The organism is Bradyrhizobium sp. IC3195 (assembly GCF_020193585.1).
GTDB lineage: Bacteria > Pseudomonadota > Alphaproteobacteria > Rhizobiales > Xanthobacteraceae > Bradyrhizobium > Bradyrhizobium yuanmingense.
Window position 1 is genome coordinate 32402 of the sequence record NZ_JADYVG010000003.1, and the last position, 22709, is coordinate 55110.

General features: G+C 65.5%; 23 protein-coding genes. 17 read left to right on the forward strand and 6 right to left on the reverse strand.

The window, feature by feature from the left end; all coding sequences use genetic code 11:
* The 9 genes from I6F09_RS07475 (at position 1) to I6F09_RS07515 (ending at position 9352) form a co-directional block, all read left to right on the forward strand.
* Positions 1–1062 carry an ABC transporter ATP-binding protein gene (locus I6F09_RS07475; protein ID WP_225187782.1) on the forward strand — a complete coding sequence of 354 codons (1062 nt, stop codon included), beginning with the start codon at positions 1–3 and terminating at the stop codon, positions 1060–1062.
* The gene (locus tag I6F09_RS07480; RefSeq protein ID WP_225129039.1) at positions 1059–1256 is read left to right on the forward strand and encodes a hypothetical protein; all 198 of its coding nucleotides are present in this window, start codon (positions 1059–1061) and stop codon (positions 1254–1256) included. The genes I6F09_RS07475 and I6F09_RS07480 overlap by 4 nt, the downstream gene beginning before the upstream one ends.
* Complete coding sequence (locus I6F09_RS07485) at positions 1253–2668, forward strand: amidase (RefSeq protein ID WP_225187783.1); 1416 nt, start codon at positions 1253–1255, stop codon at positions 2666–2668. The genes I6F09_RS07480 and I6F09_RS07485 overlap by 4 nt, the downstream gene beginning before the upstream one ends.
* Entirely contained in the window at positions 2665–3642 is a 978-nt protein-coding gene (locus I6F09_RS07490) for an ABC transporter ATP-binding protein (protein ID WP_036020911.1), read from the forward strand. Before I6F09_RS07485 ends, I6F09_RS07490 begins: the two co-directional genes overlap by 4 nt.
* Before the next feature lie 102 nt (positions 3643–3744).
* Positions 3745–4014, forward strand: coding sequence for a GlsB/YeaQ/YmgE family stress response membrane protein (locus I6F09_RS07495; protein WP_035997080.1), 270 nt, complete (start codon positions 3745–3747; stop codon positions 4012–4014).
* Positions 4015–4268: 254 nt separating this feature from the next.
* Complete coding sequence (locus I6F09_RS07500; RefSeq protein ID WP_035997082.1) at positions 4269–6017, forward strand: type I secretion system permease/ATPase; 1749 nt, start codon at positions 4269–4271, stop codon at positions 6015–6017.
* A 10-nt stretch (positions 6018–6027) separates the two neighbouring features.
* Complete coding sequence (locus tag I6F09_RS07505; protein ID WP_225149373.1) at positions 6028–7359, forward strand: HlyD family type I secretion periplasmic adaptor subunit; 1332 nt, start codon at positions 6028–6030, stop codon at positions 7357–7359.
* 168 nt (positions 7360–7527) lie between these two features.
* Positions 7528–8997 (forward strand): AMP nucleosidase, encoded by a 1470-nt coding sequence (locus tag I6F09_RS07510; RefSeq protein ID WP_225187784.1) that lies wholly within the window; start codon positions 7528–7530, stop codon positions 8995–8997.
* Positions 8998–9043: 46 nt separating this feature from the next.
* Positions 9044–9352, forward strand: coding sequence for a DUF1488 family protein (locus tag I6F09_RS07515; RefSeq protein ID WP_225137591.1), 309 nt, complete (start codon positions 9044–9046; stop codon positions 9350–9352).
* Between the two features lie 16 nt (positions 9353–9368).
* Here the strand turns inward: I6F09_RS07515 and I6F09_RS07520 are convergent, their stop codons facing one another.
* Entirely contained in the window at positions 9369–9851 is a 483-nt protein-coding gene (locus I6F09_RS07520) for a CinA family protein (RefSeq protein ID WP_225187785.1), read from the reverse strand.
* A gap of 145 nt (positions 9852–9996) precedes the next feature.
* Here I6F09_RS07520 and I6F09_RS07525 point away from each other — a divergent pair, with 145 nt between their 5' ends.
* The 3 genes from I6F09_RS07525 to I6F09_RS07535 are packed head-to-tail and all read left to right on the forward strand — an operon-like array spanning position 9997 to position 12658.
* On the forward strand, positions 9997–11055 hold the full coding sequence (locus I6F09_RS07525; protein WP_225187786.1) for an amidohydrolase family protein: 1059 nt from the start codon (positions 9997–9999) through the stop codon (positions 11053–11055).
* A gap of 25 nt (positions 11056–11080) precedes the next feature.
* Positions 11081–12193 (forward strand): amidohydrolase family protein, encoded by a 1113-nt coding sequence (locus tag I6F09_RS07530; RefSeq protein ID WP_225111516.1) that lies wholly within the window; start codon positions 11081–11083, stop codon positions 12191–12193.
* A 51-nt stretch (positions 12194–12244) separates the two neighbouring features.
* Positions 12245–12658 (forward strand): Rieske (2Fe-2S) protein, encoded by a 414-nt coding sequence (locus I6F09_RS07535; protein ID WP_035997113.1) that lies wholly within the window; start codon positions 12245–12247, stop codon positions 12656–12658.
* 221 nt (positions 12659–12879) lie between these two features.
* On the opposite strand, the gene I6F09_RS07540 is transcribed toward I6F09_RS07535, so the two are convergent.
* Positions 12880–13779, reverse strand: coding sequence for a transcriptional regulator GcvA (locus I6F09_RS07540; protein ID WP_225171628.1), 900 nt, complete (start codon positions 13777–13779; stop codon positions 12880–12882).
* A gap of 110 nt (positions 13780–13889) precedes the next feature.
* Between I6F09_RS07540 and I6F09_RS07545 the strand changes: the two genes are divergently transcribed.
* Together I6F09_RS07545 and I6F09_RS07550 are read left to right on the forward strand one after the other, a co-directional pair.
* Entirely contained in the window at positions 13890–14093 is a 204-nt protein-coding gene (locus I6F09_RS07545; RefSeq protein WP_035997119.1) for a DUF1127 domain-containing protein, read from the forward strand.
* Positions 14094–14161: 68 nt separating this feature from the next.
* On the forward strand, positions 14162–14785 hold the full coding sequence (locus tag I6F09_RS07550) for a GNAT family N-acetyltransferase (protein ID WP_035997122.1): 624 nt from the start codon (positions 14162–14164) through the stop codon (positions 14783–14785).
* A 182-nt stretch (positions 14786–14967) separates the two neighbouring features.
* Here the strand turns inward: I6F09_RS07550 and I6F09_RS07555 are convergent, their stop codons facing one another.
* Both I6F09_RS07555 and I6F09_RS07560 read right to left on the reverse strand, forming a co-directional pair.
* Positions 14968–15798: an enoyl-CoA hydratase gene (locus tag I6F09_RS07555; RefSeq protein WP_225187787.1), complete on the reverse strand. Its 831-nt coding sequence runs from the start codon at positions 15796–15798 to the stop codon at positions 14968–14970.
* A gap of 123 nt (positions 15799–15921) precedes the next feature.
* Positions 15922–16623: an SDR family oxidoreductase gene (locus tag I6F09_RS07560; protein ID WP_225140827.1), complete on the reverse strand. Its 702-nt coding sequence runs from the start codon at positions 16621–16623 to the stop codon at positions 15922–15924.
* A 34-nt stretch (positions 16624–16657) separates the two neighbouring features.
* Here I6F09_RS07560 and I6F09_RS07565 point away from each other — a divergent pair, with 34 nt between their 5' ends.
* From I6F09_RS07565 to I6F09_RS07575, 3 genes are read left to right on the forward strand one after another with little or no spacing between them, the layout of a single operon-like run.
* The gene (locus I6F09_RS07565; RefSeq protein WP_035997131.1) at positions 16658–16861 is read left to right on the forward strand and encodes a hypothetical protein; all 204 of its coding nucleotides are present in this window, start codon (positions 16658–16660) and stop codon (positions 16859–16861) included.
* A complete protein-coding gene (locus tag I6F09_RS07570; protein WP_225187788.1) occupies positions 16845–18629 on the forward strand; it encodes an acyl-CoA dehydrogenase family protein in 1785 nt (594 codons plus the stop codon). Before I6F09_RS07565 ends, I6F09_RS07570 begins: the two co-directional genes overlap by 17 nt.
* Positions 18630–18673: 44 nt before the next feature.
* Entirely contained in the window at positions 18674–19762 is a 1089-nt protein-coding gene (locus tag I6F09_RS07575) for a Zn-dependent alcohol dehydrogenase (RefSeq protein WP_225187789.1), read from the forward strand.
* Positions 19763–19906: 144 nt separating this feature from the next.
* Here I6F09_RS07575 and I6F09_RS07580 read toward each other — a convergent pair whose 3' ends face one another.
* Both I6F09_RS07580 and I6F09_RS07585 read right to left on the reverse strand, forming a co-directional pair.
* Positions 19907–21379, reverse strand: a complete 1473-nt coding sequence (locus I6F09_RS07580; protein WP_225187790.1) for an amidase — start codon at positions 21377–21379, stop codon at positions 19907–19909.
* A 93-nt stretch (positions 21380–21472) separates the two neighbouring features.
* Complete coding sequence (locus I6F09_RS07585) at positions 21473–22621, reverse strand: alpha/beta hydrolase (protein WP_035997313.1); 1149 nt, start codon at positions 22619–22621, stop codon at positions 21473–21475.
* Positions 22622–22709: the final 88 nt, after the last annotated feature.

The window sequence follows — 22709 nt, forward strand, 5'->3', positions numbered from 1 at the left end:
ATGAGCGAAATCAACACCTCCGTCGAAATGCTGGAGCCGGTCGAGGACCGCGGTGGGCTCGCGCAGCCGCTGCTGCAGGTCAACGGCCTGACCAAGCATTTCCCGGTGCGCGGCGGCCTGTTCGCCGCCAAGCGCACGGTGCGTGCCGTCGACAATGTCTCCTTCTCTGTCGCCAAGGGCGAGACGGTCGGCATCGTCGGCGAGTCCGGCTGCGGCAAGTCCACCACCGCGCGGCTCCTGATGCACCTGATGCCGCGCGATGACGGCGACATCATCTATGACGGCATGACTGTCGGCCAGTCGCTGAGCTTGCGCGAGCTGCGCCGCGGCATGCAGATGGTGTTCCAGGATTCCTACGCCTCGCTCAACCCGCGCCTGACGATCGAGGAATCCGTCGCCTTCGGTCCAAAGGTCCATGGCATGGCCGATGGCGCGGCGCGCAACCTGGCGCGAGAGCTGCTCGGCAAGGTCGGCCTGCGCCCGGAAAACTTCGCCAACCGCTATCCGCACGAGATCTCCGGCGGCCAGCGCCAGCGCGTCAACATCGCCCGTGCGCTGGCGCTGTCGCCGCGGCTGGTGATCCTGGACGAAGCCGTCTCGGCGCTCGACAAATCCGTCGAGGCGCAGGTGCTCAACCTGCTCGCCGATCTCAAGCGCGAATTCGGCCTCACCTATCTCTTCATCAGCCACGACCTCAACGTGGTGCGCTACATCTCGGACCGCGTGCTGGTGATGTATCTTGGCGAAGTCGTCGAGCTCGGCCCGGTCGACCAGGTCTGGGACAGCCCGGCGCATCCCTACACCCGTGCGCTGCTCGCCGCGATGCCGTCCTCCGATCCCGACAGGCGCACCGAGACGCCGCCGATCACGGGCGACCCGCCCAATCCGATCGATCCGCCCTCCGGCTGCCGTTTCCACACCCGCTGCCCGTTTGCGGAGCCGCTCTGCGCAAATGCGACACCAAAGCTCACCGCGCTGGATAATATGGGCCACGAGGCCGCGTGCTACATGGCGATACCGGGTTCAGGCCACAGCCGCGCCCCCAGGGGAGAAACCGCATGACGAGACCGACACCGAAAGAGATCAAGCCGATCGCGCATATCGCCGGCGTGCCCGTGGACGACGAGATCGCAACCCGCATCTCCAGCGCCATCGGCCCCGCCTTCGAGGGCTTCGCTGCCATCGCGGGTACGCTGCCGTTCGATCTGGAGCCCGCAACTTACGGGCTCGCGCAGACGCAGAAGGTGTCGAAATGAGCCGCGAGCCCGCCTTGATGACGCTCACCGAGGTCGCGCGCGCGATCGCGATGAAGCAGGTGTCCTCGCACGAGGCGACGCGGGCGCTGCTGCAGCGCATCGCGCAGTGGCAGCCCCACCTCAATGCCTTCATGTCGATCGAGGCCGAGGCTGCATTGAAAGCGGCGGATGCCGCCGATGCCGAGCTCGCCAAGGGCAATGTCCGCGGTCCCCTGCATGGCGTGCCGCTTGCGCACAAGGACATGTATTACGATGCCGGCCACGTCACGACCTGCGGCTCGCTGATCCGCCGCGATTTCGTCGCGACCACGACGTCCACCGCCTTGCAGCGGCTCAAGGACGCCGGCCAGGTCCGGCTCGGCACGCTGCATCTCGCCGAATTCGCCTATGGCCCGACCGGGCACAACGCTCATTACGGTCCGGTGCGCAATCCCTGGAACGTCGCCCATATCACCGGCGGCTCCTCGTCCGGCTCCGGCTCGGCGGTGGCCGCGCGCCTGACCTATGCGGCGCTCGGCTCCGACACCGGCGGCTCGATCCGCATGCCCGCGCATTTCTGCGGCGTCACGGGACTCAAGACCACGGTGGGCCGCGTCAGCCGCGCCGGCGCAATGCCGCTGTCGCAATCGCTCGATACCGTCGGCCCGCTGGCCCGCACCGCCGAGGATTGCGCGCTCTTGCTGGCGCTGATGGCCGGGCCCGATCCCGCCGATTCGACCTGCAGCCACGAGCCGCTCGCGGACTACGTCGCAGCCACCAAGGCTTCGCTGAGGGGTCTCAAGATCGGCGTGCCCGCCTCGTTCTATGTCGACGATCTCGACAGCGAGGTCGCGCGCGTGCTGGACGAGACCATCGCGGTGCTCAAGCGCGACGGCGCCGACATCGTCAAGGTCGAGCTGCCGGACCAGCGGCAATTGTCCTCGGCCAGCCAACTCGTGCTCGCCGCGGAAGCTGCCGCCTTCCACAAGCGCTGGATGATCGAGCGTCCGCAGGACTATGGCCCGCAGGTCTTGATGCGGCTTCAGAACGGCCTCGCCGTTCCTGCCATCACCTATCTCGAAGCGATGCGTTGGCGCGGGCCGGCGCTCGCGGCCCACAATGCCGCGACGGCAGGCGTCGATGCGGTGATCGCGCCGGCGTCCCCGGTGCCGGCGCCGACGATCGAGGAGAGCGACGTCGGCGGCGGCCCGAACGCGCCGGCGCTGTTGCAGCGGCTGACGCTGTTCACCCGCCCGGTGAATTTCCTGGGCTTGCCGTCACTGACCATTCCTTCGGGCTTCACCACGACCGGCCTGCCGGTCGGCATGCAGCTGATCGGCCGCTCCTTCGACGAAGCCACCCTGCTGACCATTGGCGCCGCGTACCAGCGCGTCACCGACTATCACGACCGATTGCCGAAGCTGCCGTCATGACAAACCTCGTCGAGATCTCAGGCCTCAACATCCGCTTCACCGGCGAGCGCACGGTCTATGCCGTGAACGATCTCAGTCTCTCGCTCGGCAATAGCGAGGTGCTGGGCCTGCTCGGCGAATCCGGTTCGGGCAAGAGCGTGACGCTGCGTGCCTTGATGCGGCTGTTGCCGAAGAAGCGCACGCAAATTTCGGGCACGGTCAACGTCATGGGACAGGACGTGCTGGCCATGAACGACGAGCAGCTGTCGTCGTTCCGCGGCCAGACCGTCTCGATGATCTTCCAGGAGCCGGCGCTTGCGCTCGATCCGGTCTACACGATCGGCGCGCAGATCGCCGAAAGCGTGGTGCGCCACGAAGGCAAGAGCTTTGCGGAAGGGCGCGCACGGGCGCTGGAGATGCTCGAGGTCGTGCGCATTCCCTCGGCCAAGCGCCGGCTGGATGCCTATCCGCACGAAATGTCCGGCGGCATGCGCCAGCGCGCGATGATTGCGCTGGCGCTGGCCTGCCGGCCAAAAATCCTGCTGGCGGACGAACCGACGACGGCGCTCGATGCCACCGTGCAGATCCAGATTCTGCTCTTGCTGCGGGAGCTGCAGCGCGAGTTCGGCATGTCCGTCATCTTCGTCACCCACGACATCGGCGTTGCGATCGAGATCTGCGACCGCGTCGCGGTGATGTATGCCGGTCAGATCGTGGAGCAGGGGACCTTGCGCGACATCGTCCGCTCGCCGGTGCATCCCTATGCCAAGGGCCTGCTCGCCTCCACCATCCACGGTGCCAAGCGGGGCCAGCGGCTGGAGACCATCCCCGGCACGCCGCCGTCGCTGGCCGAGAAGCCGCACAATTGCTCCTTCGCTCCCCGCTGCAAGCTCGCCGAGCCGCGCTGCCTGGAGCAATTGCCCGGGAATGTCGCGGTCGGGCCGGGTCGGGCCGCCAGATGCGTCCTGGCGGAGCCGGCCACCGTGCTGTCATAGTTCGGATGAGTTGAACCGGGCTGTGCGAGCCTTTCCAGCATTCACACCCCGTTCATTCCGGTTCCCGTTCCATGGCGCCTTTCACGGAGAGGGACCTCACGGATGTACATTTCCAACGAAGGCCTGCTCGTCATCCTGTTCGTCGGTCTCGTCGCCGGCTGGCTCGCCGGCAAGATCGTGCGGGGCGCCGGGTTCGGCCTGATCGGCGACATCGTGATCGGCATCTGCGGTGCGCTGGTGGCGAGCCTGCTGTTTCCAAAGCTCGGCATCCGCCTCGGCACCGGCTTGATCTCCCAGATCGTTTATTCCGCCATCGGCGCGGTCATCCTGCTGCTGGTGGTGCGCCTGGTGCGCGGCGGGGGCCGGCTCTAGCCCCCGCATTCGGCTGAGCGGAACTTGAGCCGCACTTTTCGCGGAAGCGGCTGAAAGCCTGCAAGAAAAAGCCGCAAGCCTGTGGAATTCCGGACTTGCGCGGAAGGCTGTCGGGGGTAGATGTGGCCCATGAGGCCTCGGATTAAATTCGACCGCGTTGGACGGCCGGAAAACAGATGTTAATCCAAGGCGAGTACTCCTTGAATCGCCTTTGAAATCAGGGCTTTGCCCGTTAGCCGAAAGAGATCAGACTGATGGCAGCCATCCCTGGCGTCCGCCGTTCGGAGCTCGGTGACGCCTTGCGCGCTTGTCGCACGGCCTTCATCGGCGTCGGCCTGATGAGCTGCATGATCAACCTGCTCTATCTGACCGGGTCGATCTTCATGCTGGAGGTCTATGACCGGGTGCTGCCGAGCCGCAGCATCCCCACCCTGGTCGGCCTGATCATCCTCGCCAGCTTCCTCTACATGGCGCAGGGCGTGCTGGACATGATCCGCAACCGCATCCTGGGGCGGATCGGCACCGCGCTCGACGAGGCCCTCAACAAGCGCGTGTTCGATACCATCGTGCGCCTGCCGCTGCTGGTCGGCAGCCGCAACGAGGGCCTGCAGCCGCTGCGCGATCTCGACAATGTCCGCTCCTTCCTCGGCAGCATGGGCCCGAGCGCATTCTTCGACCTGCCCTGGCTGCCGCTCTATCTCGCCATCTGCTTCGCCTTCCATGTCCTGATCGGCGTCACCGCGCTGGTCGGCGCCATCATCCTGGTCGGGCTGACGCTGGTGACCGAGTTCATGTCCCGCCAGCCGGCGAAGGAGGCGATGGGCCTCGCCGCCCAGCGCAACGATCTCGCCCAGGCCAGCCGCCGCAACGCCGAAGTGATGGTGTCGATGGGGATGGCCGGCCGGATGAACCAGCGCTGGAGCGAGGCCAACGAAAAATACCTCGCCGGCAATCAGCGGGCGAGCGACGTCGCCGGTGGTCTCGGCGCGGTCGCAAAGGTGCTGCGGATGATGCTGCAATCGGCCGTGCTCGCGGTCGGCGCCTATCTCGTCATCCACCAGGAGGCGACGGCCGGCATCATCATCGCCGGCTCGATCCTGTCCGCCCGCGCGCTCGCGCCGGTCGATCTCGCCATCGCGCATTGGAAATCCTTCGTCGCGGCGCGCCAGAGCTGGCAGCGTCTGACGCGCCTGTTGGAGCAGATGCCGGCGCAGGCGATGCCGACCCAGCTGCAGGCGCCGACCAGCCGGCTCTCGGTCGAAGGCGTCGCCATGGTGCCGCCCGGCGATCAGCGTCTCGTGGTGCAGGATGTCACCTTCGCGCTCGCCGCCGGCAACGGCCTTGGCGTGATCGGCCCGAGCGGTTCCGGCAAGTCGTCGCTGATCCGCGCGCTGGTCGGGGTCTGGCAGCCGGTGCGCGGCAAGGTGCGGCTCGACGGCGCGGCGCTCGATCAATGGACGAGCGACGCGCTCGGCCGCCATATCGGCTATCTGCCGCAGGACGTCGAATTGTTCGGCGGCACCATCGCGCAGAACATCAGCCGGTTCGATCCCGAGGCCACCTCCGAGGCGATCATCGCCGCGGCCAAGGAGGCCGGCGTGCACGAGATGATCATCAAGATGCGCGAGGGCTACAACACCCAAGTCGGCGAGCAGGGCGCCGCGCTTTCCGCAGGTCAGGCCCAGCGCGTGGCGCTGGCGCGCGCGCTCTACGGCAACCCCTTCCTGATCGTGCTCGACGAGCCCAATTCCAATCTCGACACCGAAGGCGACGAGGCGCTGACCCGCGCCGTCCGGTCGGCGCGCGAGCGCGGTGCCATCGTCGTCGTGGTGGCGCACCGCCCGATCGGCGTCGAGGCGGTCGACCAGATCCTGGTGCTGCGCGACGGTCGCATGCAGGCCTTTGGACCGAAGGAGCAGGTGCTCGCCCAGGTGCTGCAGCCGCGCGTGACGCCGCCAGCGCCGATCAAGATCGTCAGCGAGGGCGGAGTGGCCAAACCATGAGCACGAAGCCATGAGCACGATGGCCATCGGCGGCCCCAAGGCGGCCGCGAAGACCGTACGCGACTCCATCAGGTTCCACCTGATGCTCGGCCTCGCCATCGTGGTGGTCCTGGTCGTCGGCCTCGGTGGCTGGGCCTCGACCGTCCTGATCTCGGGCGCGCTGATTGCGCCGGGCCAGATCGTGGTCGAATCCAACGTCAAGAAGGTGCAGCATCCGACCGGCGGCGTGGTCGGCGAGGTGCGCGCCCGCGACGGCGACCTGGTCAAGTCCGGCGACATCGTGGTGCGGCTCGATGACACCGTCACCAAGGCCAATCTTGCCATCGTCACCAAGAACCTCGATGCGGCGCAGGTGCGTGCGGCGCGATTGCAGGCCGAGCAGCGCGGCCTCGACCGAATCGAGTTCCCGCAAGGCCTCATCGAGCGGGCGGGCGATCCCGACGTCAAGGCGCTGCTTGCGGCCGAGACCAAGCTGTTCGAGGTCCGCGTCAATGGCCGCACCGGGCAGAAGGCGCAGCTCCGCGAACGCATCACGCAGCTCAACGAGGAGATCGCCGGTCTCAGCGCCCAGGAAAAAGCCAAGGACCAGGAGATCGCGCTGGTGCTGAACGAGCTCACCGGCGTGCGTGAGCTCTACGAGAAGCGTCTTGTGCAGATCTCGCGCCTGACCCAGCTCGAGCGCGACTCGGCCCGCCTCAACGGCGAGCGCGCGCAGTACATCGCCGCGCGCGCCCAGGCCAAGGGCAAGATCACCGAGACCGAGCTCCAGATCATCCAGATCGACAAGGACGTGGTCAGCGAGGTCTCCAAGGACCTGCGCGAAACCAACGACAAGATCGGCGAGCTGATCGAGCGCAAGGTCGCGGCCGAAGACCAGCTCCGCCGCGTCGACATCCGCGCGCCGCAGGATGGCATGGTGCTGCAATCGACGGTGCACACGATCGGCGGCGTCGTCACGGCCGGCGATACCTTGATGCTGATCGTTCCGCAGACCGATGATCTCCAGGTCGAGGCCAAGGTCAATCCGGTCGACATCGACAAGCTCCAGATCGGCCAGAAGACGCTGCTGCGCCTGTCCGCGTTCAACCAGCGCACCACGCCCGAGCTCAACGGCGTCGTCAGCCGCGTCTCGCCCGACGTCACCACCGACCAGCGCACCGGCCAAGGCTACTACACCATCCGCGTCTCGATGCCGCCGGAAGAGATCGCCAGGCTCGGCGACGTCAAGATGATCCCCGGCATGCCGGTGGAAGCCTTCGTCCAGACCGGCGACCGCACGATGCTGTCCTATTTGATGAAGCCGCTTCACGACCAGCTGATGCGCGCCTTCCGCGAGAAGTGACGCACGACAGCGCGTCGTGGTCTCGTAGGGTGGGTTAGGCGAAGCCGTAACCCACCGCTTCTCTAACCGAGGATGCGGAAGTGGTGGGTTACGCTGCGCTAACCCACCCTACAACACCGCCTTCTTTGCTATAGTTCGACTCAGGCCCAATCACCCGGCGGTCGAACCATGCAATCTCCACCCTCCATCCCCACCGCATCCTTCTCCGACGCGTCCCTCGCCGTTGCCCGCCTCGAGGAAATCTACGAGCGCAACACGAAATTCCTGCGCGACCGGTTCGAAGCCTATGTCGGCGGGGAAGCGATCACGACGCGGGTTCGCGCCTACTATCCCTTCGTCCGTCTCACCACCGCGACGCATGCGCGGCTGGATTCGCGCCTTGCTTACGGCTTCGTCGCCGGACCCGGCGTGCATGAAACCAGCGTGACGCGGCCGGATCTGTTCCGCAGCTATTTCACCGAGCAGATCGGCCTCTTGATCCAGAACCACGGCGTGCCCGTCGAGATCGGCGAGTCCGCCGAGCCGATCCCGATCCACTTCGCCTATCGGCGCGACATCAATATCGAAGCCGCGATCACCACCAGCGAGAATTCGCCCGTGACACGCTCGCTGCGCGATGCGTTCGACGTGCCCGTTCTCGCGACCATGGACGATTCGATCGCCGACGGCACTTTCGAGCTCCAGCCTGATACGCCGGAGCCGCTGTCCCTGTTCCGCGCCGCCCGCGTGGATTACTCGTTGCGCCGGCTTTATCACTACACCGGCACCGATCCCGAATATTTCCAGAACTTCGTGATCTTCACCAACTACCAGTTCTATGTCGATGCCTTCGCGCAAGCGTGCCAGCAGCGGCTGCAGTCCGGCGAAGCCGGGCTCGAAGCTTTCGTCGCGCCCGGCAACGTGATCACGAACAGCGGCGGCGCGATCAGCGGCACCGCGCCGGCTCGCGCACCGCAGATGCCGGCCTTCCATCTGGTCGCACCTGGCTATCGCGGCATCACGTTGATCAACATCGGCACCGGTCCGTCCAATGCACGCAACGTCACCGACCACGTCGCGGTGCTGCGGCCGCATGCCTGGCTGATGCTCGGCCATTGCGCCGGCCTGCGCAACACGCAGCGGCTCGGCGATTACGTGCTCGCGCACGGCTATGTGCGCGAGGATCACGTGCTCGATCGCGAGCTGCCGCTGTGGGTGCCGATCCCGGCGCTGGCCGAGATGCAGGTCGCGCTCGAGGAGGCGGTCGAGGACGTCACCGGGCTTGAAGGCTTCGAGCTCAAGCGCCTGATGCGCACCGGCACGGTCGCGAGCGTCGACAACCGCAATTGGGAAATTTCCGGGCCTGAGGTGATCCGCCGGCTGTCGCAATCGCGCGCGGTCGCGCTCGACATGGAATCGGCCGCCATCGCCGCCAATGGCTACCGCTTCCGCGTTCCCTACGGCACGCTGCTGTGTGTCTCCGACAAGCCGCTGCATGGCGAGATCAAGCTCGCGGGCATGGCCAGCGAATTCTACCGCCGCCGCGTCGGCCAGCACCTCGAGATCGGCCTGAAGGCGCTGGAGCGGCTCAAGCAGCAGGAATCGGAACGGCTGCATTCGCGCAAGCTCCGCAGCTTTGCCGAAGTGGCGTTCCAGTAGGGCCGAAGCCGCACTTTGCTGCTGACAAGCGCAGCGATTTTCAGCATTGTCCGACGCGGGGCTCGACCGGGACGACTTGATGCCGCTCATGCGCCACAAGATCATTGGCCATGATCTGGAACGGCTGGCCTTTCGCTTCACCATGTTGAACGACGGCGAGGTCGTGCAGTGCCAGATCAGCGACGCCGCGATGGACGAGCTCGCGGGCATGCAGGGCACCGAAAGCAGCGCACGTCAGGCGCAATTCCTGTCGCTGCGCGAGACCATCGAGCGGATCGCGTCGGATCTCTACGACGAGGCACCGCGATTCCCGGGCTATGTGGTGCGGATTTTCATGCGGCATTTAGGACGGTAGCTGTCGCTCCTCTTTCTCACCCCTCCAGCTTCCTCAGCAGCAACCGCAGCGCCGCCGCTGCGAACATCTGCATGTTGCCGAACCGGTCATTGCTCCCCGTCTCCAGCGTCATCACCCCTGACGCGGGCCCTGCAACCGCCATGCAGCTATGGCCCGCCGAATCGCCGTAGCGGTTGCCGGTGGGGCCGGCGGCGCCGGTCTCGGACAGGCCCCAGTCGCTGTCGAAGCGCGTTCGCATCTGCTCGGCCAGCAATTGCGCGTAGGGCTCTGACGAGGACCGAAAGCCCTTCATTCCTTCGTCCGAAATATCCATCAGCACTCGCCTGCCATCGCGCGTATAGACCACCGCGCCGCCGAGGAAATAGGCGGATGCGCCGGGCACCGCGAGCAGGCTGGCCGCGATCAGGCCGCCGGCGGAGGATTCGGCAACCGCAATGGTCTGTTTGCGCGCGATCAGTTTGGCGGCGACCTGTTCCGCAATGCCGACGAGCTCTTTCATGTCGTAACCCCTCATTCCTTCGCAACCGAGCTCAGCCTTCCTAGCATATGACAGGACGCTTGGCCGAGTTGCGGGCGGCGGGCAGGCCTGCTTGAATGGCGGGGACAAGAAGAGACATGCGAGGAAACGTGAGAAGGGAGACGTGATGGCGTCCCTGATCGCCGGCGGCATCGACTGCGACGTGCATCCGGCCGTGCCGCATCTGACCAGCCTGCTGCCGTACCTGAACGATTATTGGCGCGATCAGGTCACGACGCGCGGCATGGTCGACCTTATCTCGCAATCCTATCCGCAGAACTCGCCGATTACCGCGCGGCCGGACTGGCGCCCCGAGACCGGCAAGCCCGGCGAGAGTCTGGCGGACATGCAGCGTCACGTGCTCGATCCCTTCCAGCTCAAGCATGCGATCTGCAACCCGCTCTACGGCGTTCAGATGGTGTTTTCGGAAGACATGCAGGCCGCCTTCTGCCGCGCGCTGAACGATTGGCTGGCAAAGGAATGGCTCGATCGCGACTCGCGGCTGCGCGGCTCGATCGTGATCCCCACGCAAAGCGTCGAGAAAGCCGTTGCCGAGATCGAGCGCTGTGCACCGGACGAGCGCTTCGTGCAGGTGCTGATGCTGGTCATGGGCGATACGCCGCTCGGCAAGCGCGCGCTGTGGCCGATCTACGAGGCCGCGGAACGTCTGGAACTCCCGGTCGGCATCCACGCCGGGTCCGCCTATCACAATCCGCCGACCGCCGTGGGTTGGGGGTCCTATCACATCGAGGACTATGTTGGGCAGGCCCAGGCGTTCCAGACCCAGCTCACCAGCCTGATCGTCGAGGGCGTGTTCGCCAAATATCCGCGGCTGAAAATGGTGATGCTGGAGTCCGGCGTGTCCTGGATCGCGCCCTATCTGTGGCGCCTGCACAAGTTCTGGCGCGGGGTACGGATGGAGACGCCGTGGGTCGATCGCGCGCCGCTGGAGATTGTGCGCAGCAACATCCGTTTCTCGTTACAGCCATTTGATGCGCCGCCGGAACCTCAGACATTAATTCGCCTGTTTGATCATATGCAGTCCGACGAATTGGTCCTATTCTCCACGGACTATCCGCACTGGCAGTTCGACGGCCAGGACGCGCTGCCCGAAGGTCTGTCCCCCGATCTCGTGCGCAAGATCATGATCGACAATCCGCATGCAACCTATCCCCGCCTGAAATGAGCCCGCTGCCAAAGGAGGCAAGGCGATGAATATCCAGTTCCGCGAGAACCAAGAAGCCGCTTCCCCACTGAACGTCAAAACCGCAATCGCGGACTGCGACATCCATCCGGCGCGTACGACCCACACCGAGCTCTACCCCTACCTCGCCAAACGCTGGCAGCATCACCTCGAAGTCTACGGCGTCCATGCCTATCAGGGCATGATGGAAGGCCCGCCCTATCCGAAGGCCCAGCCCAACGCCTCGCGCCGCGATGCCTATCCGCCGGAAGGCGGCCCGCAGGGCTCCTCGCTCGCCTTCATGCAGAAGCAATTGCTCGATCCCAACAACGTGCAGCTGGGCGTGCTCAATCCACTCAACACCGGGCAGGGCATCCGCAATCACGAGCTCTCAGCCGCTCTGTGCTCGGCGATCAACGATTGGCAGATCGACAAATGGACCAGCAAGGACAAGCGGCTGAAGGCCTCCATCGTCGTGGGCAATGAGGATGGGCTGTCGGCTGCGGCCGAGATCCGCGAGCGCGCCGGGGACAAGAATTTCGTGCAGGTGCTGCTGCTCAGCCGCAATGTCGAGCCGCTCGGCCAGCGTCGCTATTGGCCGATCTATCAGGCCGCGGAAGAAGCCGGCCTTCCCGTCGGCGTGCACGCCTTCGGCTTCGGCGGCAATCCGATCACACCCTCAGGCTGGCCGTCCTATTACATCGAGGAGATGGTCGGGCATTCGCAGTGCCAGCAATCGGCGCTTGCGAGCCTGGTTTTGGAGGGCGTGTTCGAGCGCTTCCCGAAATTGAAGATGGTGATGATCGAGGCCGGCTTCGGCTGGGCGCCGTCACTGGCGTGGCGGCTGGACAAGGCCTGGCAGCGGCTCAGGAGCGAGGTGCCGCATGTAAAACGGCCGCCGTCGGAATATATCCGCGAGCAGGTGTGGTGGACGACGCAGCCGATGGAAGATCCTGAAAGGCGCGAGGATCTGTTCGATGTCATCAAATGGATCGGCTGGGACCGTCTCTTGTTCGCCACCGATTATCCGCATTGGGACTATGACGAGCCGTCGCGCGTGCTGCCGGCGGGGGTCAGCGAGGACAATCGCGAGGCGTTCTATCTCGGCAATGCAAAGAAGCTGTACGGGATAGCCGCATGATCCGAAAAAGCGTGAAGCGGTTTTTCGGTCAGATCATGCGGAAAACATAGCATGGCGCGGCATGTGATTGCCGCGGTCGACGAGCTTCCGCCCGGCACGCGAAAATTCCTGGAGATCGACGGGCGGCCGATCGCAGTCTTCAACATCAAGGGCGAATATTTCGGCCTGATGAACCGCTGCCCGCATCAGGGTGCGGCGCTGTGTGAGGGCCCGCTGATCGGTCTCGCACAGTCGAGCAATCCCGGCGAGATCGAATACACCAAGTTAGGTGAGATTATCCGCTGCCCCTGGCACGGCTGGGAGTTCGACATCCGCACCGGCCAATCCTATTGCGACCCCCGCCGTTTCCGCGTGAAGGCCTATCCCGCCCATGTCGAGCCGGGCGCCAGCGTGGTGAAGGGGCCCTATGTCGCCGAGACCATCCCGGTGAAAGTCGAGAGCGACTACGTGGTGGTCGAAATCTAAGCCGCACCGGCGGTGCGCTCCCTCGCACCGTTCTTACGGGGAGAGGGTTGGGGTGAGGGGCCTCTCTCAACACGAGCGGTCGTCGAGATACCTGTACCCCCTCACCCGAATTCGATCTGCGATCGAATTCGACCTCTCCCCGCAAGCGGGGAGCGGTGAAGACAGGCGGTCAATGCCCCGCAACCGGCGCCGCAGCGCGCGAAGAGGAAGCCGCTGCATTTTCACGCCTTATTCTGCGCCGCCGCGAGCACCCATTGCCGGAACGCAGCCAGCTTTGGGGCCTCGCGATGGCCCTCCGGCGCGACCAGGTAAAAGCCGGCGTCCGCCGGCAGCGCGATCTTGAAGGGGACCACGAGCCGACCTTTGGCGATGTCGTCCTGCACGTAGGAGGTCCGTCCCATCGCCACGCCGATGCCGTCGATCGCCGCCTGGATGGTCATGAAGATCATGTCGAAGGTGATGCCGGGGTGTCTTGCGATATCGGCCGGCAGGCCCGCCGCGGTCAGCCACAGCCGCCAGTCGTCGCTGTTGGTGCTCGACGTGTGCAGCAGCGGATGGTTGCGCAGATCCTCGGGGCGGCGCAGCGGCTTGTCGCCGCGCAGCAGCGACGGGCTGCACACCGGAAACAGCTCGTCCGCCATCAGCCAGTCGGCGCGCAGGCCCGGCCATTGGCCGCGACCATAGCGGATCGCGGCATCGACATTGTCGCGCTGGAAGTCGACGAGGCTGGTCGAGGTGGTGATGCGCACATCGATGCCGGGGTGCTGCTCCTGGAAATCGGTCAGCCGCGGCAGCAGCCATTTGGCGGCGAGCGAGGCCAGCGTCGACACGGTCAGCACCTTGTCGTCGTCCTTGCGCAGGAGACGGTCCGTGGCGAGGCGCAAATCGTTGAAGGCGGCGCGGACGCCCGGCAAATAGTCGCGCGCCTCCGGCGTCAGCGCCAGCGCGCGGTTCTGCCGGATGAACAGGCGGATGCCGAGCTCCTCCTCCAGCCTGCGGATCTGATGGCTGATCGCGGTCTGGGTCACGTTCAGCTCGCTGGCTGCGAGCGTGAAGCTGAGATGGCGCGCGGCGGCCTCGAACGCCCGCAATCCGTTCAGGGAGGGCAATCTGGCAGTCATTTGGCAGCAGGATGCATGACGTTATTTCATGCGAAAAGGTACAAATTGTCGTTTGTCGCGGCGCAGCAGAAGGCAGATATTAGCGGTCAACTTAGCTCCAGGAGCTGAAAATGTCTACATTGACCGACAATTCGATGACAAATCATCATGCACAGGGCGTCCTCTACCAGATCGGCGAGGTCCTCCACGTCTGGCACGAGCGCTACCGGACCCGGCGCGAGCTGACCCACTGGACCGCCCGCGATCTCCAGGACGTCGGGCTGTCCTGGTCCGACATTGCCTACGAGGCCGACAAACCCTTCTGGCGGGCCTGACAGGCCGCCAGGCCGGCGCCGCCTGAGCACAGGGGCGCCGGCGGTCCCTTTTCCGCTGGGCATGTGTCATGAGCTCGCTTCGCCTCGAAGACCTCAAGCAATATTCGGACGTGCTGCGCACAAGGCACGGTGAGCGGCTCAATGTCCGCTTCGTCGAGCCGCGCGACACCGATGAGCTGCAGCACTATTTCCGCTCGCTCTCGACCCGCTCCCGCTACAACCGCTTCTTCGGCGCGATCAGCGAATTGCCGAAAGGCCTGCTGCACGATTTCCTCGAGGTCGGCGAGCGCGATCGCTTCACAATCGTGGCGACCATGATGGTCGACGGCTTCGAGACCATCGTCGCCGAAGCGCGCTATGCCTTCCATGCCGAGACCGCGACCCTCGAGTTCGGCCTCTCGGTCGATGACCGCTGGCAGGGCCACGGCATCGCTACCGCGCTCATGAAGAACCTGGAATGCCGCGCGGCCGCGCTCGGCGCCGAGCACATCTTCGGCGACACGCTGCGCTCGAACGAGACCATGGTCTCGCTCGCGCGCAAATCCGGCTTCACGTTCGTCAATCATCCGGACGATTGGAAGCTGGTGCGCTTCGACAAGGAGATCAACCTCGCTCCGAAAGACATTCCCTGTGCGAGCTGGCGGCTCGCCGCCCTTTCCCGTCAGGCCGACAGCCCCTCAGCCTCGGCCTGACATGACTGCAGCCCGGCCTGGCCAAGCCAGAGCCGGGCGTTTTTTCGCGCTCTATCTCCCCTCGTCATTCCGGGGCGCGCGTAGCGCGAACCCGGAATCCATTTCACCGCGCGTTTTGCGCCCCAATGGATTCCGGGTTCGATGCTGCGCATCGCCCCGGAATGACGGCGCTTGTGTCGGAGCTACTTCCCCGTGAACACCGCCTTGCGCTTGTCGATGAAGGCCTGCACGGCCTCCTTGTGGTCGGCGGTCGTGGTGAGGCGGACCAGCCTTTCGGCCTCGTGGTCGCGCGCGGTTTCGAAGTCGAACAGCAGGGCCTCGTCGAGATTGTCCTTCATGTAGCGCAGCGCGAGGCGCGGGCCTTCGGCGAGCGATTTGGCCAGTGCGAAGGCCTCGGTCTGCAGTTTGTCGTCGGGCACGACGCGGTTGACGAGGCCGATCGCCTCGCCGCGCGCGGCATCGACGCGGTCGCCGGTGAACATCAATTCGCGCGCCCGCGCGGTGCCGACGAGGCGGGTGAGCAGCCAGGCAATGCCGTAGTCGCCGGACAGCGCGATGCGGGCATAGCCGGTGGCGACGAAGGCGGATTGCGCGGCGATGCGGATGTCGCAGGCCATGGCGATGGCGAGCCCGGCGCCGACCGCGGGGCCGGGCAGCGCAGCGATCGTCGGCTTGCGCACAGACACCAGCGCGCCGGTGAGCAGCCGCTGCCGCTCCTGCAGGTCGGCGACCTTGTCGTCAAAGGACATGTCGAGCTTGGCCTTGTCGCGATGCGCACCCATGCCCTTGACGTTGCCGCCGGCGCAGAAGGCTTCGCCCGCGCCGGTCAGCAGCAGTGCGCCGACATCGGGATTCTCGCCGCAGCTCCGGATCATCGTGCGCAGCGCCGGCGTCAGCGCGTCCGACAGCGAATTGCGCGCCTCCGGCCGGTTCAGCGTGATCACAGCGACGCGATCGCGGATCGTGCAGAGGAGCTCATTGGTGCCGGTATCGATGGTGGTTTCCGTGGTCATGGTTTCTCACTTCCTTCGTCATTGCGAGCGAAGCGAAGCAATCCAGAATCTTTCGGCGGAGACAGTCTGGATTGCTTCGTCGCTTCGCTCTTCGCAATGACGGGTATTGTTGTTAGCTTGCGCTCAAAACCTCTCCACCCAGGGCCGCAGCTCCAGCTCCCAGCTCCAGGCGCTGCGCGGCTGCTGCAGCACGTTCCAATAGCTCTGTGCGATTGCGTCGGGATCGAGCATCGAGTCCGGCTTGTCCGCCGGATCCGTCCGCGCGGCGCTCCTGATGCCGCCGTCGATGACGAAATGCGCGACATGGATGCCCTGCGGCGAGAGTTCGCGCGCCATGCTCTGGGCAAGGCCCCGCAGCGCGAACTTGCCCATCGCGAAGGGAGCGGACTGCGCATAGCCCTTGACGCTGGCGGAGGCGCCGGTGAACAGGATTGCGCCGTGCTGGTTCGGCAGCATGCGCTTGGCGGCCTGCTGCGCCACCAGGAAGCCGCCATAGGCGCTGACCGCAATCGCCTGCGCGACGTCGGCGGGCACGAGATCGACGAACGGCCCGCGCGTGCGGCCGGAGGCGTTGTAGACGACGAGGTCGGGCGTGCCGATCTCGCGCTCGACCAGACCGAACAGCCGCTCCACCTCGTCGGGCTCGGTGGCGTTGCAGGCATAGGCCTTGGCCCCGGTCTCAGTGCAGAGCGCGCCAAGCTTCTCGATCTTGCGTGCGGCGAGCGCGATGCGGATGCCCTGCGCCGCTAGCAGGCGCGCCAGCGATGCGCTGAGGCCTTCGCCGGCACCGACGATGAGGGCGATCTTGTACTTCGGGTGTTCCATGGCGTGATCTCTCGGAGGTAGGAGCCGCTGATCTATGCATGGTCCGCGCAGACAACCAGCCGGCGCGATCACAATTCCGCAGGGCGAGTTGCTCCCTCGCGGCGATCATGCCGCCCTGACATTTTGCGGCTTTATCGCTGTCCGCGACTGGAGCATGATCGACATCATCCAAAGCGGCAAGCGCAAAGAATTGCCGTCGGACGGAAACGAAGAGGACGATCATGCCCGGACCGGTTAAAGCGCAGCCAAAAGATATCGCGGCCGCACCCTCCGGCCTGCTGGCGCCCGATACGTCGGGCATGAATTTCTACCGCGCCGATCCCGCGCTCACGGACCTGCTCCGCATCCATCTGCCGGAGAATCTGTTCCGACACATCGAGCCGCATCTCGACCGGCTCGGTGAGCTCGCCGGCGGCCATCTCGACGAATGCGCGCGGCTCGCCGACCGGCACACGCCCATCCTGCACCAGCGCGACAAGTTCGGCCGCGACGTGCAATGGATCGAATATCATCCGGCCTATCGCGAGCTGGAGAACGCCGCGTTCGGCGAGTTCGGCATCCACGCGCTTTCAATCCGCAAAGGCATCATGGGCTGGTCGGACAAATACCCTGTTGTGGCCAAGCACGCCTTCACCTTCCTGTTCAACCAGACCGAATTCGGCATGGGCTGCCCGATCAACGTCACCGATGGCTGCGCCAAGCTCTTGGCGAATTTCGGCAGCGAGGCGCTCAAGGCGAAATATCTGGATGGCCTGACCTCGACCGACATGAGCAAGCTGACCCAGGGCGGCCAGTTCATGACCGAGAAGGAAGGCGGCTCCGATGTCGGCACGCTGACCACGCGAGCCGTGCAGGAAGGCGACCATTGGCGCCTCTATGGCGAGAAATGGTTCTGCTCGAATGCCGACGCCAAGGTCGTGATGCTGTTGGCGCGCCCTGAAGGCGCCGGCCCCGGTACGCGCGGCGTCGGCCTGTTTTTGATGCCGCGCTTCCTCGACGACGGTTCGCAGAACCACTACCGGATCGTGCGCCTCAAGGACAAGCTCGGCACCCGCTCGATGGCCTCTGGCGAGATCAAGCTTGAAGGCGCGATCGCCTACGCTGTCGGCAAGCTCGACCGCGGTTTCGTGCAGATGGCCGAGATGGTGAACTCCTCGCGGCTCTCCAACGGCGTCAAGTCCACCGCGCTGATGCGCCGCGCTTATCATGACGCGATGACGGTGGCGACCAACCGCGTGGTGTTCGGCCAGCGCATTATCGATCTGCCGCTGGGGCGGCGACAAATGCTGAAGATCATGCTGCCGGTGGAGCAGGGCCTGTCGATGAGCTTCCTCACTGCTGATGCCCTCGACCGTGCCGAGGCCGGCAGCCAGGATGCCGCGGCGCTGCTGCGCATTCTCACGCCGACGCTGAAGTTCCGCGCCACGCGCGATGCGCGCAAGGTTTGCGGCGATGCGCTCGAGATGCGCGGCGGCATCGGCTATATCGAGGAATTCGCCACCGCCCGCCTGTTGCGCGATGCGCATCTCGGCTCGGTCTGGGAAGGCACCGGTAACATCGTCGCGATCGATGCGCTGCGGCGGGCAGTCGGCCGCCACGGCGCGGAATCCGCGCTCGCAGCCGATCTGCACGCCCGGCTCGGCGACAGCGCCTCGGTGCCGCAGGCTTGGCGCGATCATCTGCGTGGCCTCACCGACCGCGCCGTCGACTTCGCACGCGAAGTTGCGGCCAAGTCCGAGAACGAAGCCGATGCGCGCCGCGCCACCAGCGCGCTCTATCACGTCGCCAGCGCGGTGGCGCTCGCCTGGGAAGCACACCGCATTCACGAGATGCGCGGCGATGCACGCCGGCTGCTGCTGTCGCGCCTCGTGATCGACCACCGCGTGACGCCGAGCGATCCGTTCCGGCTCACGGAAAATGCCGCGCAGGCGAAGATGGCCGAACTGCTGCTCGGCGATCGCGGAGCCGGCATGAGCGAGGTTGGCGAACTGGTTCTGGCAGCGTAGGCTGCGCGCTGCGATCAAACAAAAAACGCGATAGGGAGTGTTCGATGAAGGCCGCCGTCCTCTATGAAGTCAACCAGCCGCTCGTCATCGAGGACATCAGCCTGCCGAAGCCGGGACCGCGCGAGGTGCTGATCCGCACCGCCGTCGCCGGCCTCTGCCACTCCGACCTGCATTTCATGGAAGGGCTCTATCCGCATCCGCTGCCGGCAGTGCTCGGACACGAATCCGCCGGCGTGGTCGAGCAGGTCGGCTCCGATGTCACCTATGTGAAGCCCGGCGACCATGTCGTCACATGTCTCTCCGTCTTCTGCGGCACCTGCGACAATTGCACGACCGGCCGCACCGTGCTCTGCACCGACGCGACCGTGAAGATGCTGCCGGGCGTCTCCAACCGGATGCAATGGTCGAAGCCGGAGAAGCTGCACCAGTTCCTCAATCTCTCCTCCTTCGCCGAGCAGATGCTGGTGCACGAGAATGCCATTGTGAAGATCCGCAAGGACATGCCGCTCGATCTCGCCGCGCTGATCGGCTGCGGTGTCATCACCGGCTATGGCGCGGTGGTGAACACGGCGAAGGTGACGGCCGGCGAGACCGTGGCGGTGATCGGCTGCGGCGGCGTCGGCATGGCCGCGATCAACGGCGCGCAGATCGCCGGCGCCGGCCGTATCATCGCCATCGATACCAATCCCGCAAAACTCCAGCTCGCGACCAAGCTTGGCGCGACCGACATCATCAACCCGGCCGACAGCGATGTCGTGAAGCAGGTCCGCGACCTCACCAATGGCGGCGTGCATCATTCCTTCGAGGTGCTCGGCCGCAAGGAGACGGCCGAGCAGGCTTTTGCGATGCTCGCCTCCGGCGGCACTGCCACCATCGTCGGCATGATCCCGTTCGGGCAGAAGATCGAGCTGCACGGCTTCGACTTTCTGCGCGAGCGCAAGATCCAGGGCTCCTCGATGGGCTCGAACCACTTTCGGGTCGACATGCCGCGCCTGGTCGACTTCTATTTGCGCGGCCGGCTGCATCTGGAAGACTGGATCTCGGCCAAGCTGAAGCTCTCCGAGATCAACGAGGGTTTTGCCAACATGAAAGCGGGCAAGACGCTGCGCAGCGTGATTGTGTTCGATAGCTAGCGGCCGTTACGGTGTCATCGCCCGGTCAAGCCGGGCATGACAGTTCGTAGCCCGGATGGAGCGAAGCGCAATCCGGGATCTTTGTCGCGGATCGGCTATCCCGGATTTCGCTTCGCTCCATCCGGGCTACAGGACTTCGAACCATCAATCATCGAACATCTTCGGCGGCACGAAGCCGCCGAACTCGCGCTCGATCAGCTCGGCGAGCTTGAGCGGCGTCCTGTCCTCGAGGAAGGGACCGACGATCTGCACACCGACAGGCAGACCGTCCTTCGACAGGTCGAGCGGAACGGCCGTCGCCGGCAGGCCCGGAAGCGTTGCGATGCCCGGCCAGGCGAGCTGGTCGGAATAGGGGTAATCCTTGCCGTCGATGCTGATCGTTCGCAGGCGTTGTTCCGGCGAATGATCGTGCGGAAAGGCCGGCGTCGGCATGATCGGGCAGATCACCGCGTCGAAGCTCCCGAACAACGCCCGCCATTGCGCGCGCAGGACGGCGCGGCTACCCGCATCGAGCACCCAGGCGCGGTGGCTCGCGGTGATGCCGCGCAGCCGCTCCGCGCCGAGGCTCGTGTCCTCCGGCGAGAGCTGACTTGCCCGCGCCTGCGCATCCGCCAGCTCGTCGGGAGGTAGGAACGCGCCGAGGAAGCCCAGCAGCATGCGCATGTAAAGCCGCGACGTCTCCGCGAAGTCCGGGAGCAGCGCGCTCTCGCGTGCGACGGTGACGCCGGCCTTCGCAAGATCGGCTGCGAGCTTGTCGATCGCGCCCCCGACATCCCGGTCGCTCGGCAGCAGGGGATGGCTGTCGATCACCAACACACGAAAATCCCGCAGCGATTGATGCCGCGCGGCCGGCAAATCGAGCTTGTAGGCGATACCGGAATCGAGCGGATCGGGCCCCGCCATGACGTCGAGCAGCAAGGACAGATCCGCCGCATTGCGCGCCATCGGCCCGATGACGGCGAGGTCGCCCTCGCGCGGAATGGCTGGAAACGGCGGCGGGGTCTCGCCGCGCGCCGCGCAGAGATTGAGGGTCGGCTTGTGCGCGAACACGCCGCAATGAAATGCCGGCACACGCAGGGAGCCACCGATGTCCGAGCCGGTGGCGAGCGCGCAATAGCCTGCGGCGAGGGCTGCCGCCGATCCCCCGGACGAACCGCCCGGCGTGCGGCCGAGATCGTAGGGGTTGTTGGTGGTGCCGTAGATGTCGTTGTAGCTCTGCCAGTCGCCGAGGCCGACCGGCACGTTGGTCTTGCCGAGGATCACGCCGCCGGCCTGCTTGATGCGGGTCACCGCCAGCGCGTCTTCCACGGGCTTGAAGCCCTTCTGCGGCACGAATCCCCAGGTCGTCGGCAGGCCTGCGATGTTGAAGGATTCCTTGATCGTCGTGGGCAGGCCGAGCAGCGGCTTGTGCTCGCCGCGCGCCAGCGCCGCATCCGCCTCGCGCGCCGCAACGAGCGCGCGATCGAAATCGCGCACGCACACCGCGTTGATCCTGCCGTCGTGCCGTTCGATACGCGCCATCGCGTCATGCGTCAGCTCGACCGCCGAGACCTTCTTCGCGCGCAACGCGGCCGACAATTCGACCGCACTCCTGAAACTCCATTCCGATCCGGCCACGGCGCTTCTCCCGCTCTGATTGCTCGAAGATGATGCGCAGTCTGGCCGAATCTCGCAACGGCTGTTTGATGGAGATTGTGGTTCCCGGTCAAATCAGGCCACGCCCGCCTTGGCGAGGAAGTCGAGCAGCAACCTGCTCACCGCGGCCGGCTGCTCCTGCTGGACCCAATGGCCTGCGCCGTCGACGAGATGGCAGCCGAGCATCTTCGTGCACGCGCTGCGCTGCATTGTCTCGAAAGCGCCGGCCCGTTGATAGGTGCCCCAATCCTGCTTGCCCGAGATGAAGCAGGAGGGCACATCGATGCTGCGGCCGGCAAACAGCTGCATCTCGTTGTTGAGTGTGCCCGACGTGCCGTAGCGGTACCATTGCAGCCCGCCCTGAAATCCGGTGCGGCTGTATTCGGCGCTGTAATAGGCAAGGTCGCTATCCGGCAGCCATTGGTTCGCGGCGATCGCGGCCGGCGAGGGCATTTCCTTCGCGACCGTCTCGGCCATGGTCTCATGCAAGTCCATCACGTAATAGGTCGGCAGCTTCGCCAGCTCCTGCGCCGACCATGCTTGCAGCGGATAGGGCTTGTTGTCGATCCAGTCCGCGCTCTTGTGATGATAATAGGCGCGCAGGAAATCATGCACGCCCTGCGGTGCCTGCTGCATGTGGGCATTGGCTTCCCGTGTCGAATAATACCATTGATAGTGCTTGCGTGGCCGCGGCAGCGCGGCGAGCTCGCGATGCACCGGGTCTTCCACCGCGGGCTTTGCCGGATTGTCGACCGTGCCGAACGGCAGCGCCGGTGGACCGCCGAACGGCGCGCTCATCATCGTCACCGAACGAAACACGTCGGGCCGGATCAAGGCGCACCAGGCCGCGACCGGGCTTCCGAAATCATGCCCGACCACGTCGACCTGCCTGTAGCCGAACGCCGACACCAGGCCGAGCGCATCGCGCACGAGATTGAGGAGCGAGAACGGCGCGAGAGGGCCATCGTACTCCGCGGTCCATCCCGTGGTGCGCCCGTAGCCGCGCTGGTCCGGTGCGATCACGTGGTAGCCGGCCGCGCTGAGCGCCGGCATCACCTTGCGCCAGGAGAAGGCGAGCTCGGGAAAGCCGTGTAGCAGCAGGATGCAAGGCCGTCCTTTGGTCTCGAATCCGGCCTCCAGCACATGCATCCGCAAGCCGTTGATGCCCTCGACGTGACGCGAGCGGATGCCGGCGGGCAGGGGGATGTCGGGGAGCGCGGTCATCGTATTCTCCACACGGGCAGTATCGTAGGGTGGGTTAGCCCCGGGGATTGCGCGAAGCGCAAGCCGCGCGGCGTAACCCACGTCTTTA